13 protein-coding genes are annotated in these 13,133 nt (G+C 61.4%); 10 read left to right on the top strand and 3 right to left on the bottom strand.

The window, feature by feature from the left end:
- Window positions 1-13 precede the first annotated feature (13 nt).
- Window positions 14-901 carry a hypothetical protein gene (locus GCN75_RS07795; protein WP_226941188.1) on the top strand — a complete coding sequence of 296 codons (888 nt, stop codon included), beginning with the start codon at window positions 14-16 and terminating at the stop codon, window positions 899-901.
- Between the two features lie 76 nt (window positions 902-977).
- Here the strand turns inward: GCN75_RS07795 and yihA are convergent, their stop codons facing one another.
- Window positions 978-1,721 (bottom strand): ribosome biogenesis GTP-binding protein YihA/YsxC, encoded by a 744-nt coding sequence (gene yihA / locus GCN75_RS07800; RefSeq protein WP_071325653.1) that lies wholly within the window; start codon window positions 1,719-1,721, stop codon window positions 978-980.
- Between the two features lie 186 nt (window positions 1,722-1,907).
- Between yihA and GCN75_RS07805 the strand changes: the two genes are divergently transcribed.
- The 5 genes from GCN75_RS07805 (at window position 1,908) to GCN75_RS07825 (ending at window position 7,913) form a co-directional block, all read left to right on the top strand.
- A complete protein-coding gene (locus tag GCN75_RS07805; RefSeq protein WP_152282052.1) occupies window positions 1,908-2,597 on the top strand; it encodes a c-type cytochrome in 690 nt (229 codons plus the stop codon).
- A 186-nt stretch (window positions 2,598-2,783) separates the two neighbouring features.
- Entirely contained in the window at window positions 2,784-4,880 is a 2,097-nt protein-coding gene (locus GCN75_RS07810) for a cytochrome c biogenesis protein ResB (protein WP_152282053.1), read from the top strand.
- Between the two features lie 49 nt (window positions 4,881-4,929).
- Window positions 4,930-6,081 (top strand): c-type cytochrome biogenesis protein CcsB, encoded by a 1,152-nt coding sequence (ccsB, locus tag GCN75_RS07815; RefSeq protein ID WP_034778299.1) that lies wholly within the window; start codon window positions 4,930-4,932, stop codon window positions 6,079-6,081.
- 191 nt (window positions 6,082-6,272) lie between these two features.
- Window positions 6,273-7,250 (top strand): protein-methionine-sulfoxide reductase catalytic subunit MsrP, encoded by a 978-nt coding sequence (gene msrP / locus GCN75_RS07820; protein ID WP_152282054.1) that lies wholly within the window; start codon window positions 6,273-6,275, stop codon window positions 7,248-7,250.
- A 9-nt stretch (window positions 7,251-7,259) separates the two neighbouring features.
- The gene (locus GCN75_RS07825; RefSeq protein WP_152282055.1) at window positions 7,260-7,913 is read left to right on the top strand and encodes a protein-methionine-sulfoxide reductase heme-binding subunit MsrQ; all 654 of its coding nucleotides are present in this window, start codon (window positions 7,260-7,262) and stop codon (window positions 7,911-7,913) included.
- Here GCN75_RS07825 and lptM read toward each other — a convergent pair.
- Window positions 7,910-8,092 carry an LPS translocon maturation chaperone LptM gene (gene lptM / locus GCN75_RS07830; RefSeq protein ID WP_070221692.1) on the bottom strand — a complete coding sequence of 61 codons (183 nt, stop codon included), beginning with the start codon at window positions 8,090-8,092 and terminating at the stop codon, window positions 7,910-7,912. The two genes, GCN75_RS07825 and lptM, sit on opposite strands and share 4 nt — an antisense overlap.
- 40 nt (window positions 8,093-8,132) lie before the next feature.
- Here lptM and cyaY point away from each other — a divergent pair, with 40 nt between their 5' ends.
- Window positions 8,133-8,462 (top strand): iron donor protein CyaY, encoded by a 330-nt coding sequence (gene cyaY / locus GCN75_RS07835; RefSeq protein WP_152256844.1) that lies wholly within the window; start codon window positions 8,133-8,135, stop codon window positions 8,460-8,462.
- A gap of 174 nt (window positions 8,463-8,636) precedes the next feature.
- Here cyaY and GCN75_RS07840 read toward each other — a convergent pair whose 3' ends face one another.
- Window positions 8,637-10,982 (bottom strand): penicillin-binding protein 1A, encoded by a 2,346-nt coding sequence (locus GCN75_RS07840; RefSeq protein ID WP_152282056.1) that lies wholly within the window; start codon window positions 10,980-10,982, stop codon window positions 8,637-8,639.
- A 301-nt stretch (window positions 10,983-11,283) separates the two neighbouring features.
- On the opposite strand from GCN75_RS07840, the gene pilM reads away from it, so the two are divergent.
- The 3 genes from pilM to pilO form a co-directional block, all read left to right on the top strand.
- Complete coding sequence (gene pilM / locus GCN75_RS07845) at window positions 11,284-11,916, top strand: pilus assembly protein PilM (RefSeq protein ID WP_193317411.1); 633 nt, start codon at window positions 11,284-11,286, stop codon at window positions 11,914-11,916.
- Window positions 11,913-12,497 carry a PilN domain-containing protein gene (locus tag GCN75_RS07850; protein WP_152282058.1) on the top strand — a complete coding sequence of 195 codons (585 nt, stop codon included), beginning with the start codon at window positions 11,913-11,915 and terminating at the stop codon, window positions 12,495-12,497. Before pilM ends, GCN75_RS07850 begins: the two co-directional genes overlap by 4 nt.
- A gap of 2 nt (window positions 12,498-12,499) precedes the next feature.
- Window positions 12,500-13,133, top strand: a 634-nt coding sequence (pilO, locus tag GCN75_RS07855; RefSeq protein WP_152282059.1) for a type IV pilus inner membrane component PilO, incomplete at its 3' end; no start/stop codon positions are given.

The raw sequence follows: 13,133 nt of genomic DNA on the forward strand, positions 1-13,133 counted from the left end.
CACGACCCATTTGATGGCTGCAGACTCCGATTATTGCCCCACGTGCGGTCAATTGATCCAGCCACCACCGGCCTACGGGTCCAAGACCAGCACCACGCGCAAGGTTGCGCTGGGCGTGTCCGTCTTGTTGCACGTGCTGCTGGCCGCGTATGCCCTGTTTCGCAGTGACAAGATCGAAAAGATTCCGCCGCCGAAGAAGGAAAGCGCGATGGTGTATATCGCGCCGCTGAAGGACAAGCCGCAACCGAAGCCGCAGCCAAAACCCACGCCGAAACCGAAAGACACGAAAGTTGCCAAGGTGAAACCGCCGCCGGCGCCCAGCAAGCGCGTGGTGACGAAGGATGTGCCGCGCGACAAGCCGAAGCTGGAAACGTTCACGCCGCCGCTGGTGTCGAAAGTGCCGTTGCCGCCGCCGCCGGCCGAAGACATGAGTTCGATGATCGAACAGCGCCGCAAGCAGCGCGAGGCGCAGAATCCCGCGCCGCCGGCCGAGGAAAGCGAAAACGACCGCGCCATGCGCGTGGCCAAGGCGAATATCGCCGGTGCGCAAGGTCGCAATTCCGGCAGCGACCGCGAAGATTCGGGCGGCGTGTTTTCCATCGTCAATCAGACCTCGTTCAGTGCCGAAGTCAAGTTCAAGGGCTGGAATGGCAACTTCAAGCGCAATTGGCTGAAGCAGGAAAAAGTGGAACTGGGCAACGAGCCCGACATCGAAACGGCCATCCTGAAGAAGATGATCCAGCTGATCCGTGCCGAGAAGCCAGGCGACTTCGTGTGGGAATCGCGGCGCTTGGGCCGCAACGTCAACCTCAGCGCCCGCGTGGAAGACACGGCCGAACTGATGGCCTTCCTGCGCCAGGAATTCTTTTCCGAGAAGCGTCCGGGACCGGGAAGGCGCTAGGCAACCGGCCCCCGTGCAATAAAAAAGGCTGCACCGTGTGAACGGGCAGCCTTTTTTGTCAGCGCGCTGAGGCGGATCAGGCGGGCTTGTCGGTTCCTGCTTCCGGCTCGACGTCGTCTTCCATCTCGATCAGCTCGACCATCTGGGCGGCGCCGTCTTCGCTGATGCCGGCCAGTTCCATGATCTTGTCGTTGGCTTCTTCGATGCCGACGCGCTTGAGTGCGGAGAACAGTTGCACGGTGAACGGGAAGCCGATGCCGTCTTCATCCACATAGCTGTCGAGCTTGGCTTTTGCCTGGCGCAGCGCGTTGACCGATTCATTGCGGTTGAGCTTATCGACTTTCGTCAGGATGCAGTGGATCGGCTTGCCCGTCGGGGCGAACCATTCCAGCATTTGAATGTCCAGGTCGGTGAACGGGCGGCGCGAATCCATGATCAGGATCAAACCGGCCAATTGCTCGCGGCGCTGCACATAGTCGCCCAGCAGGCGCTGCCAGTGCAATTTCGCCGAACCCGAGACTTCCGCATAGCCGTAGCCCGGCAAGTCGACCAGCAGGCATTCGATCTCTTCGACGATGGTGGCATCCTTGCGGTGCTGCGCCACGTGGGCGCCGCCGATGGAGAAGTAATTGATGTGCTGGGTACGGCCAGGTGTCTTGGAGGCGAACGCCAAGCCTTTCTGATTACACAAGATGTTGATGGCGGTCGATTTACCGGCATTGGAGCGGCCGGCAAAAGCGATTTCCGGCACCGTGGTATCGGGCAGGTCACGCAATTGGTTGACGGTCGTAAAGAAACGGGCTTGCCAGAGTTTTGACATGGGAATAGTAAAGCAACAAAAGGGAGCGATAAGGGAGCGATAACGCCAAGAAGCTATTGTACAATAAGGGGTTGTTTATTGTTGCCGGCGTAGCAGCGATGCGGCTTGCGGCCCTGAAAATAAAGCAAAAATCCCCAGGGCGCGGCAATGTCCACCACTAATTTCTCACTGTCTCAGGGTGCCTGAATGAATCGTGCGTTTTCACCGTTTGTCCAATCCATGCTGCTCGCTTTGCTGGCTGTATCGGCAACTGCTTCCGCGGTCGAAGAACCGAAACCGGCCCATGCGCCAGCCGTCGCCGTCAAGGCCGACGCTGCCAAGGGCGCTACCCTGTACGCCGATGGCGATGCGGCACGCGGCTTGCCTGCCTGCGTCTCCTGCCATGGCGCGGCCGGCAATTCGACCATCACGGTCAACCCGAAGCTGGCCGGCCAGCATGAAAGCTATATCTACAAGCAACTGGTCGATTTCACGACGCCGGAGCGCAACCAGCCCGTCATGACGACCTATGCCAAGATGCTCAGCGACGCCGACAAGAAGAATATCGCCGCCTACCTGGGCGCGCAGCTGTCCAAGCCGGGCGCCGCGAAAAACAAGGACACCATCGACCTGGGCAAGAAGATCTACCGTGGTGGCATTGCTTCCAAGCAAGTAGCCGCCTGCGCCAGCTGTCATGGCGCGACGGGCAATGGCATTCCCGTCCAGTACCCGCGCATTGCCGGCCAGCACCAGGATTACACGGTGGCCCAGCTGGCCATGTTCCGCAGCACCAAGGCCGACGCCCGCAAGAACAGCGCGCAAATGCACACCATCGCCGCCCGCATGTCGGATGACGAAATCGCCGCCGTTGCCGATTACATCGCCGGCCTGAAGTAAGTTTTCATAGTGGCAAGAGATTGCCACGCGTTTCAACGCACATGAACAAGGGCGGCCGTTTCGACGGGCTGCCCTTTTTTATAGCAGGGGCCAAACAGGAGTATGCTGCCGCCTTGCGCGGAGAGACTATCTTTGCTCCATGCCACATTTTCTTGAAGATTGCATATCCCGTATGAGTATCAACGTATGAGCACAGGCACGACCGGAATCGAGTTAAAGACCCAACGCCGCAGCCTGGCTGAATTCGTCGAGCTGGTCTCGTCGATGCGCTTTGCCATCAGCCTGCTGACCCTGATCGCCGTCGCCTCCATCATCGGCACCGTGCTCAAGCAGAACGAGCCCATGCCCAATTATGTGAACCAGTTCGGGCCGTTCTGGTTTGCCGTCTTTGACAAGCTGAGCCTGTATTCCGTGTATTCGGCCTGGTGGTTCCTGGTGATCATGGGTTTCCTCGTCGCTTCGACCTCGCTGTGCATCGTGCGCAATGCGCCGAAGATGCTCAAGGACATGCGCAGCTGGCGCGACAATGTGCGCGAGCAATCCTTGCGCAACTTCCACCACAAGCTGGAATGGGCGGCGCCGCTGCCGCGCGCCGTGCTGGCGCAGCAGATGGTGATGCGCCTGAAAGACGCCGGCTACGGGGCCAAGGTGGTCGAGAAGGACAACGCCACCCTGGTGGCGGCCAAGCGGGGCGCCGCCAATAAATGGGGCTATATCTTTGCCCACGGCGCCATCGTCATCATCTGCGTGGGCGGCTTGCTCGATTCGGAAATGCCGATTCGCGTGCAGCAATGGTTCTTTGGCAAGACGCCGTTTGCCGGCAGCGGCGTGATCGCCGACATTCCCGCCCAGCACCGCCTGAGCCTGTCGAATCCTACGTTCCGCGGTAACACCATGATCCCGGAAGGCTCGTCGAGCAACACGGCCATCATTCCCCAGGCCGATGGCGTGCTGATCCAGGATCTGCCCATCACGATCTTGTTGAAGAAATTCCATATCGATTTCTACAGCACGGGCATGCCCAAGCTGTTTGCCAGCGACGTGGTCGTCACCGACCATGCGACGGGGGAAAGTTTCCCAGCGACCATCAAAGTCAACCAGCCGCTGCTGTACAAGGGACTGGCCCTGTACCAGTCCAGCTTTGAAGATGGCGGCAGCAAGCTCAAGTTGACGGGTTATCCCATGACGGGCAAGACGACGAAACGCTTCGATATCGGCGGCGAAGTGGGCGGTAGCACGCCGCTCGAACGCAGCGATGGCAATTCCTACACGGTGGAATGGTCGGGTTTCCGTCCCTTCAACGTGGAAAACCTCAGCGCCGGCCAGGATGTGCGTGCCGTCAACAAGGCGGAAAGCTTCAACGATAAATTTGCCGTGGGCCTGGACAAGCGCCTCGGTTCGGCCGCGAAGAACGCGCATAACAAGGATCTTAAGAACGTGGGCCCCTCGGTGCAATACAAATTGCGCGACAAGACGGGCCAGGCGCGCGAGTACCAGAACTACATGCAGCCCGTGACCGTGGATGGCACGACGGTGTTCCTGGCCGGCATGCGCGTCAACCCCAGCGACCCGTTCAGCTATCTGCGCATTCCCGCCGACGATAATTACAGCGTGAACGAGTGGATGCGTCTGCGTGCCGCGCTGCAAGATCCTGCGCTGCGCCAGCAGGCTGCCGCGCGCTATGCGGCGCGCGCCATGCCGCAGGCGGGGGCGGAAGCCTTGCGGGGCCAGCTGCAGGAATCGGCGGCGAAAAGCCTGGGCATCTTTGCCGGCAATGGGCAAGAGGGCGGTTTCCTGGCCATTTCGCGTTTCCTGGAGAAAATCCCTGCTGCCGAGCAAGAAAAAGCGGCCGATATTTTCATGAAGATTCTCAATGGCAGCCTGTGGGACTTGTGGCAGGCGGCGCGCGCCCAGGATGGCTTGAAAGCCATCGAGGCCGATGACAAGCACGGCCGCTTCCTGCAACTGGCCACGAATGCGCTGTCCGACAGCTTCTTCTATGGCGCGCCCGTGTATCTGCAACTCGATGACTTCACGGAAATCAAGGCGTCCGTGCTGCAAGTGACGCGTTCGCCGGGCAAGAGCGTCGTGTACCTCGGTTGCCTGTTCCTCGTGATCGGCGTATTTTCCATGTTTTATATCCGCGAGCGCCGCCTGTGGGTGTGGATCAAGGATGGCGAGGGCGGCAGCGAAGCCCTGATGGCCATGAGCACGCAGCGCAAGACGCTGGATTTTGAAAAAGAATTTGAGACTTTGAAGGCAAAGCTGCCGCAATCGGCGTAAGCTGCGCTGTGTCTGGGACGCTTGCGCGTCGCCGGGAATGGAGAAAATGATGGAATTGGCAAACAAGCAAATATATACGCAGGAACCAGGATTTTTCAAGCGCCTGAGCCTGATCGATTGGCTGTACGGCGCCGGCTTGCTGGCGGCCTCCCTGTTCGGCCTGGTGCGCTTTGGCGCCTTCATGGATATCTATGAAAAAGCCATCCTGCTGGCCGCGGCGCCCACGTTCGCGTGGCTGGGCTGGTACTGGAAGCCCGTGCGCTGGCTGATCCCCGTGGCCGCCGTGCTGTCGCTGTTTGCCATCGAGCTGTATGCGGGCCATCTGGAGATGGCGAACCAGAAATTCTTCCTGAAATATATCTTGTCCAGCCAATCCGCCATCCTGTGGATGGGCACGTTGTTCGTGCTGTCGACCCTGTTCTACTGGATCGGCCTGGTGGCGCGCTCGGAATTCGGCTCGTCCGTCGGCTCCCTGCTGTGCTGGGCTGGCGTGGTGCTGGGCCTGACGGGCATGCTGGTGCGCTGGTACGAGTCTTACCTGATCGGCGCCGACGTGGGCCACATCCCCGTGTCGAACCTGTATGAAGTGTTCATCCTGTTCTCGTTGATCACGGCCATGTTCTACCTGTATTACGAGCAGCATTATGCGACGCGCCAGCTGGGCGCCTTCGTCATGCTGGTCATTTCGGCGGCCGTCGTGTTCCTGATGTGGTACACGGTCACGCGCGACGCGGCCGAAATCCAGCCGCTGGTGCCGGCCCTGCAAAGCTGGTGGATGAAGATCCACGTACCGGCCAACTTCATCGGCTACGGTACCTTCGCCCTGTCGGCCATGGTGGCGGCGGCATATTTGCTCAAATCCAGCGGTTACCTGGTCGACCGCCTGCCGTCGCTGGAAGTGCTCGACGACGTCATGTACAAGGCCATTTCCGTGGGCTTTGCTTTCTTCACGGTAGCGACCATCCTGGGCGCCCTGTGGGCGGCCGAAGCATGGGGCGGCTACTGGTCGTGGGACCCGAAAGAAACGTGGGCGCTGATCGTTTGGCTCAATTATGCAGCCTGGCTGCACATGCGCCTGATGACGGGCTTGCGCGGCCGCGTCGCCTCGTGGTGGGCGCTGGTGGGCTTGCTGGTGACGACGTTCGCGTTTTTGGGCGTGAATATGTTCCTCTCCGGCCTCCATTCTTACGGAAAACTGTAAAAGTACCCGAGAAAAAGCCCATGGCGGCGTTGCCTTGCCTTGTCGTACTATGCGTACTGCCTGCGGCAAGGCGCCTTGCCCTGAACTTTTTTCGGGCACTTTAGTAACGTTTTTTTGCATGACAGAAGCGTCATGAACGGCCCGGGAAAACTGGTGTAAGGTACAAACAATCACCTTTTCCCGGAGCCGCCATGTTGATCAAGCGCAGTCCCAACGGCATTGAGTTGCCGTATTCTTCCGAAATTACGCCGCGCGCCGTGTTCGAGTCGCGTCGCAGTTTCATCAAGCAAGTGGCGCTGGGTTCGATGTCCAGCGCGGCCTTGCTGGAAATGGCCAGCCGCGAAGCGTTCGCGCAGGGCACCAATCCCAAGCTGGCTGCCAAGCTCAATCCCGCCTATTCGGCGCTGGAAAAGCAAACGGCCTATAAAGACGCCACCACCTACAATAATTTCTACGAGTTCGGCACGGACAAGAGCGAGCCTGCGCAAAACGCGGGCACCCTGCGCACGCGCCCGTGGACGGTCAGCATCGAAGGCGAAGTCAAGAAACCCATGACCCTGGACCTCGATGCGCTGCTGAAGCTGGCGCCGCTGGAAGAGCGCGTGTACCGGCTGCGCTGCGTGGAAGGCTGGTCGATGGTGATCCCGTGGGTCGGTTATTCCTTCTCGGAAATTATCAAGAAGGTCGAGCCGACGGGCAATGCCAAGTATGTGGAATTCATCACCCTGGCGGACAAGAAACAGATGCCGGGCGTGGGCAGCCGCGTGCTGCAGTGGCCGTATACGGAAGGCTTGCGCATCGACGAAGCGAACCATCCGCTGGCACTGCTGACCCTGGGCATGTATGGGGAAACCTTGCCGAACCAGAATGGCGCGCCCGTACGCATGGTGTTGCCGTGGAAATATGGTTTCAAGTCAGCCAAATCCATCGTCAAGATCCGTTTCGTCAAAGAACAGCCGCGCACGTCCTGGAACCTGTCGGCGCCGTCCGAATACGGTTTTTACTCGAACGTGAACCCGAACGTCGATCATCCGCGCTGGTCGCAGGCTTCCGAGCGTCGCATCGGCGAAGACGGTTTCCTCACGCGCAAGCGCAAGACCCTGATGTTCAACGGCTATAACGATGTGGCCTCGCTGTACGCGGGCATGGATCTGAAGAAATTCTTTTAAGGAAATACCATGGCCATCAACCCCACGGGCAAACAGCTGTCGCTGCTGAAAAGCCTGATCTTTCTGCTGGCGCTGATACCATTCGTGCGCATGGTCTGGCTGACGTACACGGGGCAACTGGTGGAACCGCTGGAATTCATCACGCGGGGCACGGGCGACTGGACCCTGTATTTTCTCTGTATCAGCCTGGCCGTCACGCCCTTGCGGCGCATCACGCAATGGAATTGGCTGATCAAGCTGCGGCGCATGCTGGGCCTGTTCGCGTTTTTCTACGCGGCACTGCACTTCACCACCTTTTTATGGTTCGATCACTTTTTTGATGTGCAGGAAATGTGGAAGGATGTGCTCAAGCGGCCGTTCATCACGGTGGGTTTCATCGCTTTCGTACTGCTGATCCCGCTGGCCGTGACAAGCACGAACGGCATGGTCAAGCGCCTGGGGGGCAAGCGCTGGCAGTGGCTGCACCGGCTGATCTACATCATCGCGCCGCTGGGTATCCTGCATTTCTGGTGGATGAAGGCGGGCAAGCACAATTTCGCGCAACCTATCCTGTTCGGCTCCATCGTCGCGCTACTGCTGGCAACGCGCGTGTATTTCGCCTGGAGCAAGCGCGTAAAAAGCGCCAGGGCGGCGAATGCCGCCACCCCTGCGCGTTCCGTTTAGGTGGCGGGCACGATGACGGGCGGTGGCGGCACGGGGGCCGGTTCGACGGGGCCTTTGGCCGGTGCGCCTTTGGCCGCGGGCGGCTTGGGCAGGTACAGGGGACCGGGCTGGCCGCAGCCGGCCAGGACGCTAGAAACCACAATGGCGATGCCGATATAAAACGCTGAGGATGACTTCACGATTAGAATCACGGTTTGATTAAGATCTTTGGAGTGTAGCATGAGCGAATCGGAATTCCTGGCCTTGGCCGAAGCCACCCTGACCCAGATCGAGGCGGCGCTGGACCGGCTGAACGATGAAGACGTGCTCGACGTCGAATGCAGCCGCAGCGGCAATGTGCTGGAGATCGAGTTCATCGATAACGGCACGAAAATCATCGTCAACAGCCAGGCTCCCATGCGCGAGATGTGGGTGGCGGCCCGCTCGGGCGGTTTTCATTACAAGCGCGTGGGTGACGAGTGGCGCAACACGCGCGACGACTCCGAGCTGTTTGCGGCCCTGTCGGCCATGGCCAGCGAGCAGGCGGGCGCGCCAGTCGTATTGAAGTAAGTGTTTGAAGTGATGCATGAAAAATGGGCAGCCTTTGCGGGCTGCCCATTTTTTTGGTCCAATGTCGGGTAGGTCGGGTTAGGCCGCAGGCCGTAACCCGACACCACCACCGGCGCCAACGATGTTGTCGGATTATGCGCTTGCGCGCTAATCCGACCTACCCGGCCTACGTGTTTAAAATAGCTCGTTCTTCACAGCCTCTTTCGCCTTTTCTTCCTCCGGCGTGCCGCGTGCCGCGCCTTCCAGGCTGCCGACCCCTGTGCCCGGCGGATTTTCCGCATAGTAATACTCGTCGCCCACGTGGATCAGGCCTTCCGGCACGGCGCGTTCCTCGACGGGGATGCTTTTCAGGGCTTTCGCCATGTAGCTGATCCAGATCGGCAGGGCCAGGCCGCCGCCTGTTTCCCGGTTGCCCAGGTTGCGCGGCTGGTCGTAGCCGATCCAGGCGATGCCCACCAGCTTGGCCTGGTAGCCGGCGAACCATGCGTCGATGGAATCGTTGGTGGTCCCCGTCTTGCCGGCCAGGTCGGGGCGCTTCAAGGCCATGGCTTTATTTGCCGTGCCGAAGCGCACGACGTCGTTGAGCATGCTGTTCATCATGAAGGCATTGCGCTCGTCGATGACGCGGTTGGCTTCCTCGCCCGCCAGGTCCGGCTTGGCTTGCGACAGGATATTGCCGTCGCTATCGGTCACCTTGGCGATCAGGTACGGGTTGATCTTGTAGCCGCCATTGGCGAACACGGCGTAGGCGCCTGCCATCTGCAGCGGCGTCACGTTGCCGGCGCCCAGGGCCAGGGTCAGGTACGGCGGGTTCTTGTCTGCGTCAAAGCCGAAGCGCGTCGCGTATTCCTGGCCATACTTGGCGCCGATCTTGTGCAAGATGCGGATGGAAATCATGTTCTTCGATTTCATCAGGCCCTTGCGCATGGTCATCGGACCATCGTATTTGCTGTCGTAGTTCTTCGGTTCCCACGCCTGGCCGCCCGTCTGGCCCGCATCGAATGAAATCGGCGCATCGTTGATGATGGTGGCCGGCGACAGGCCCCGTTCCAGCGAGGCGGAATAGATGAAGGGCTTGAAGGCGGAGCCGGGCTGGCGCCATGCCTGCGTGACGTGGTTGAACTTGTTGCGGTTGTAATCGAAGCCGCCCACCATGGCGCGGATGGCGCCGTCGGTGGTACTGGCCGAGACGAACGCCGACTGCACTTCCGGCATCTGCGTCAAGACCCAGTTGCCGCCTTCTTGCATGACGCGGATCACGGCACCCCGCTTGATGCGGCGGTTTGGCGCCGCTTTTTCCGACAGCCAGGCCGCGCCAAACGTCAGGCCGGGACCGGTAATGGTGATTTCCTCGCCGGCCGAGGTGACGGCCTGCAACGATTTGGGCGACGCTTGCAGCACCATGGCGGCGATGATGTCGTCGCTGTCCGGGTGGTCGGCCAGCTCCGTCTCGATCGCGTCGTCCGCTTCGGCCTTGGTTTTCGGAATTTCGATATACGCTTCCGGGCCGCGGTAGCCGTGGCGTTTCTCGTAATCCATCACGCCCTTGCGCAAGGCGATGTAGGCGGCATCCTGGTCGGCCTTGGTGATGGTGGTGTAGACGTTCAGGCCGCGCGTGTACGTATCTTCCTTGAATTGCTCGTAGACGAGCTGGCGCGCCATTTCCGAGACGTATTCCGCATGCACGCCAAAGGCGCTGCTGTCGGTTTTTACTTTCAGCTCTTCATTTTTCGCTTCTTCGTACTGTGCCGGCGTGATGTAGCCCAGCTGCGCCATGCGCTGCAGGATGTATTGCTGGCGCATGCGCGCGCGTTTCGGATTGACGACGGGGTTGTAGGCCGACGGCGCCTTCGGCAAGCCGGCCAGCATGGCCGCTTCGGCCACGGTCAGGTCCTGGATATTCTTGCCGAAATAGATTTGCGCGGCCGAGGCGAAACCGTAGGCGCGCTGTCCCAGATAAATCTGGTTCATGTAGACCTCGAGGATCTGGTCCTTACTGAGGTTTTTCTCGATCTTCCAGGCCAGCAAGACTTCATACGCCTTGCGTTTCAAGGTCTGTTCGCTGGACAGGAAGAAGTTGCGCGCCACCTGCTGCGTGATGGTCGACGCGCCTTGCTTGGCGCCGCCCGTCAGGTTGTGCAGGGCCGCGCGGGTGATGCCCAGGTAATCGACGCCGCCATGTTCATAGAAGCGGTCATCTTCGATGGCCAGCACGGCTTTCTTCATGACATCGGGGATATCCTTGATATGCACCATGTTGCGCCGTTCTTCACCGAACTCGCCGATCAGCACACTGTCGGACGTGAACACGCGCAGCGGCATTTTCGGCTTGTAATCGGTCAAGGTATCGAGCGCCGGCAGGTTCGGATATGCCATGGCCAGGCCAAAGACCACCAGCAAGACGCCGACGATGCCCAGGCCCAGCAGCGATACCAGGGCCATCAGCAGAAAACGTTTGGGTTTGCTGCCCTTGGTGGGCGGCTTCGAGCCAGCGGAGCCAGCGGAATTTGAAGATGTCATGCGTCGTATGTCTTTCGGTTAATTATGCCGGCCAATTATAAGCGAGCTTGCCGGGGTGGCAGCGCGCTGTGGCGCTTGCCGGGCGGACAGTTGGAACTTGTCGATACTCTATATAAGCGTGTATTGGCCCGCTGGCAACCAGGATTTGGTAACAATTATTCTGCGCCAGATCACGGCCGGGCCAGATAGGCGCCGCGCGCCGCAGACCGCAGCGTGAAATCCGTTTACAAGCCAGCGCTGCCGGGACTAGGCTTTCGGATGGCAGGACCTCCTCCCACGCTGACGTTTCTCTATGAAAAACATGTCCATCCGCAGTTTTCTTGGCCTCGGCTTGCTGGGCGTCGACATGGCGGACGACGCCGTGCATGTGGTCGAGTTGATACGCCGGCGGGGCCAACTGGCATGCCGGCATTGCGGCAGCGCCGCGCTGGCGGCAGGGGTGATGCTGGAAGGCAATGTCGAAGATTTGCAGGGCCTGGCCAGTGCCGTGCGCCTGGCATGCCGCAACAGTGGCAGCGGCTGCACCCGCGTGGCGCTGGCCATGCCGGCCACGTCCCTGATCACGCATGTGATCCGCCTGCAGGCGGGCTTGCCGGAGGAGCAGCTGGAAATCCTGGTCGAACTGGAGGCTGCCCAATACATGCCGTTTGCGCTGGAAGACGCCAGCCTGGACTTTGTCATACTCGGTCCCGCGCCGCCGCTTGCCGGCCAGACAGCGCGGGAGATCGAGGTGCTGCTGGTGGCGGCGCGGCGCGCCAGCGTGCAGCGCCGCCTGGACGCGGCCGCAGCGGCCGGCCTGACCCCCGTCGTCATGGATAGCGAGGCGCTGGCGCTGCAGGCGGCCGTCGGACAGGACGGCTGGCAAGCCTTGCCCGATGGCGGCCTCGCCTATCAGCTGGCCTGGGGGCTGGCGCTGCACCGGTACGCCCGATGAAGACCGTGGCGGAAGTGTCATGCATCAACCTCTTGCCGTACCGCCCGGCAGCACGGCGCAGGCGTATACAGCTCCTGCTGTGGCAACTGGCCGGCGGGGCGCTGCTGGGATTGCTGCTGGGGCTGGCGGCAGGCGCCTGGCTGCAGCACCGGCTCGATGCGCAGCTGCGCCGCCAGCAGGACTGGCGCAATGCCATGCAGCAGCTCGATGCCGTCTTGCTCGCCGGCAAGCGGGTGCAGGGCGAGACGGCGGCGCTGGTGCTGCGCCAGCAGGCCATTGCCGGCCTGCAAGAGCAACGCCATGCCTGGGTGCGCATGCTGGCGGCCCTGGCCCAGGCGATGCCGGCCGGTGCGGCCTTGCACAGTGTGCGCCAGGAAACGGCGCTGGTGCGCTTGCAAGGGCAGGCCGTTTCGCAGGACAAGGTCGCGGCATTGCTGCTGGCGCTGGAGCAGGCCGCGCCCTGGTCACGGCCGGAAGTGCTGGAAGTGCGCAGTGCGGCCGACGGCACCGTGGAATGGACGATACGGCTGGCTTTGGCAAGCGCCGGGCGCCTGTCCCCTAAGCCTGGCCCTGGAGGTTGATCATGCTGAGCTTGAAAACCGCATCGCTGTGGCCCTTGCCCGTGCGCCTCGCTTGCGCAGCCCTGGCCGCGACGCTGGCGGCCGTGCTGCTGTACGCCGCGTGGCTCGCTGGCTTGATGGCTGCCGTGCAAGTGGCGCAGGGAGAGGGGGACCGCTTGCGCGCCGCTTATCTGTCGGCGCAAGCCGGGGCGAAACTATTGCCGCAGTGGCGGGCGCAGCAGCGCCAGGCTGGCGCCGAGCTTGCCCTCCTGGAGCAGCAACTGCCCGATCCGCAAGCGATGGCGGCGCTGCTGACGGACATCGACGCCGCAGGCCAGTCCCGCGGCTTGCAATTTTCGCTGTTCAAGCCGGGCGCGGCCCGGCCGCAAGCGCCCTATGTCGCCTTGCCGATCGCCGTGCAGCTGCGCGGCGGCTACCACGCCATGGGTGCGCTGCTGGCGGACCTGGCGCACCTGCCGCGCATCGTCACGGTGCATGAGCTGGCTTTGAACATCGGCAAGGACCGCTTGCTGACGCTCGATGCCGTGCTGCAAGCGTATCGCTTGCCCGACGCGGGGGAACGGGCGGCGCAAGCGGCCTTGCCGTCCGCAGCGGGCGCGCCCGCCGCCGTGCCGGCATGGCGCCCGCTGGCGGCAG

It is taken from the genome of Janthinobacterium violaceinigrum (assembly GCF_009208555.1).
Taxonomy (GTDB): Bacteria; Pseudomonadota; Gammaproteobacteria; order Burkholderiales; family Burkholderiaceae_D; genus Janthinobacterium; species Janthinobacterium violaceinigrum.

Bases quoted from the DNA above. Each gene is read 5' to 3' on its own strand.
- GCN75_RS07795 (WP_226941188.1), top strand. From the start codon at position 14: ATGGCTGCAGACTCCGATTATTGCCCCACGTGCGGTCAATTGATCCAG.
- yihA (WP_071325653.1), bottom strand. From the start codon at position 1,721: ATGTCAAAACTCTGGCAAGCCCGTTTCTTTACGACCGTCAACCAATTG.
- GCN75_RS07805 (WP_152282052.1), top strand. From the start codon at position 1,908: ATGAATCGTGCGTTTTCACCGTTTGTCCAATCCATGCTGCTCGCTTTG.
- GCN75_RS07810 (WP_152282053.1), top strand. From the start codon at position 2,784: ATGAGCACAGGCACGACCGGAATCGAGTTAAAGACCCAACGCCGCAGC.
- ccsB (WP_034778299.1), top strand. From the start codon at position 4,930: ATGGAATTGGCAAACAAGCAAATATATACGCAGGAACCAGGATTTTTC.
- msrP (WP_152282054.1), top strand. From the start codon at position 6,273: ATGTTGATCAAGCGCAGTCCCAACGGCATTGAGTTGCCGTATTCTTCC.
- GCN75_RS07825 (WP_152282055.1), top strand. From the start codon at position 7,260: ATGGCCATCAACCCCACGGGCAAACAGCTGTCGCTGCTGAAAAGCCTG.
- cyaY (WP_152256844.1), top strand. From the start codon at position 8,133: ATGAGCGAATCGGAATTCCTGGCCTTGGCCGAAGCCACCCTGACCCAG.
- GCN75_RS07840 (WP_152282056.1), bottom strand. From the start codon at position 10,982: ATGACATCTTCAAATTCCGCTGGCTCCGCTGGCTCGAAGCCGCCCACC.
- pilM (WP_193317411.1), top strand. From the start codon at position 11,284: ATGTCCATCCGCAGTTTTCTTGGCCTCGGCTTGCTGGGCGTCGACATG.
- GCN75_RS07850 (WP_152282058.1), top strand. From the start codon at position 11,913: ATGAAGACCGTGGCGGAAGTGTCATGCATCAACCTCTTGCCGTACCGC.